Source organism: Vibrio sp. 811, assembly GCF_033339195.1.
In genome coordinates this window covers 1-519 of the sequence record NZ_JAWOUB010000945.1, presented here as the reverse complement: position 1 = coordinate 519, position 519 = coordinate 1, and the positions used below count along the sequence as shown (strand labels likewise).

General features: G+C 49.9%; 1 protein-coding gene. It reads left to right on the top strand.

The genetic code is table 11. From position 1 onward, the window contains the following. A partial coding sequence (gene trpA / locus R7Q46_RS30265; RefSeq protein WP_318078727.1) for a tryptophan synthase subunit alpha occupies positions 1-519 on the top strand: 519 nt, incomplete at both ends.

Genomic DNA, 519 nt, shown 5'->3' with positions numbered 1-519 from the left:
CATTTGTACCATTCGTGACGGTTTGTGATCCAAACGCCGAGCAATCGTACAAGATTATGGAAACACTGGTTGAATCTGGCGCTGATGCGCTTGAACTTGGTATTCCGTTCTCAGACCCATTGGCGGACGGCCCAACAATTCAAGGTGCCAACATTCGAGCGTTAGATTCGGGTGCAACTCCGGATATCTGTTTTGAGCAAATCGGAAAAATTCGAGCAAAGTACCCAGACCTGCCAATTGGTCTATTGATGTACGCCAACCTTGTATACTCACGCGGTATTGAGAGCTTCTACGAGCGCTGTGCAAAAGCGGGCATCGATTCCGTTCTCATTGCAGACGTTCCGACTAACGAAAGCGCAGAGTTCGTAGCCGCGGCAGAGAAATTTGGAATCCACCCAATCTTTATCGCACCACCCACGGCAAGTGACGAGACACTAAAACAAGTTTCTGAATTAGGCGGCGGCTACACTTACCTGCTTTCGCGCGCGGGTGTGACGGGTGCAGAAACCAAAGCTAACA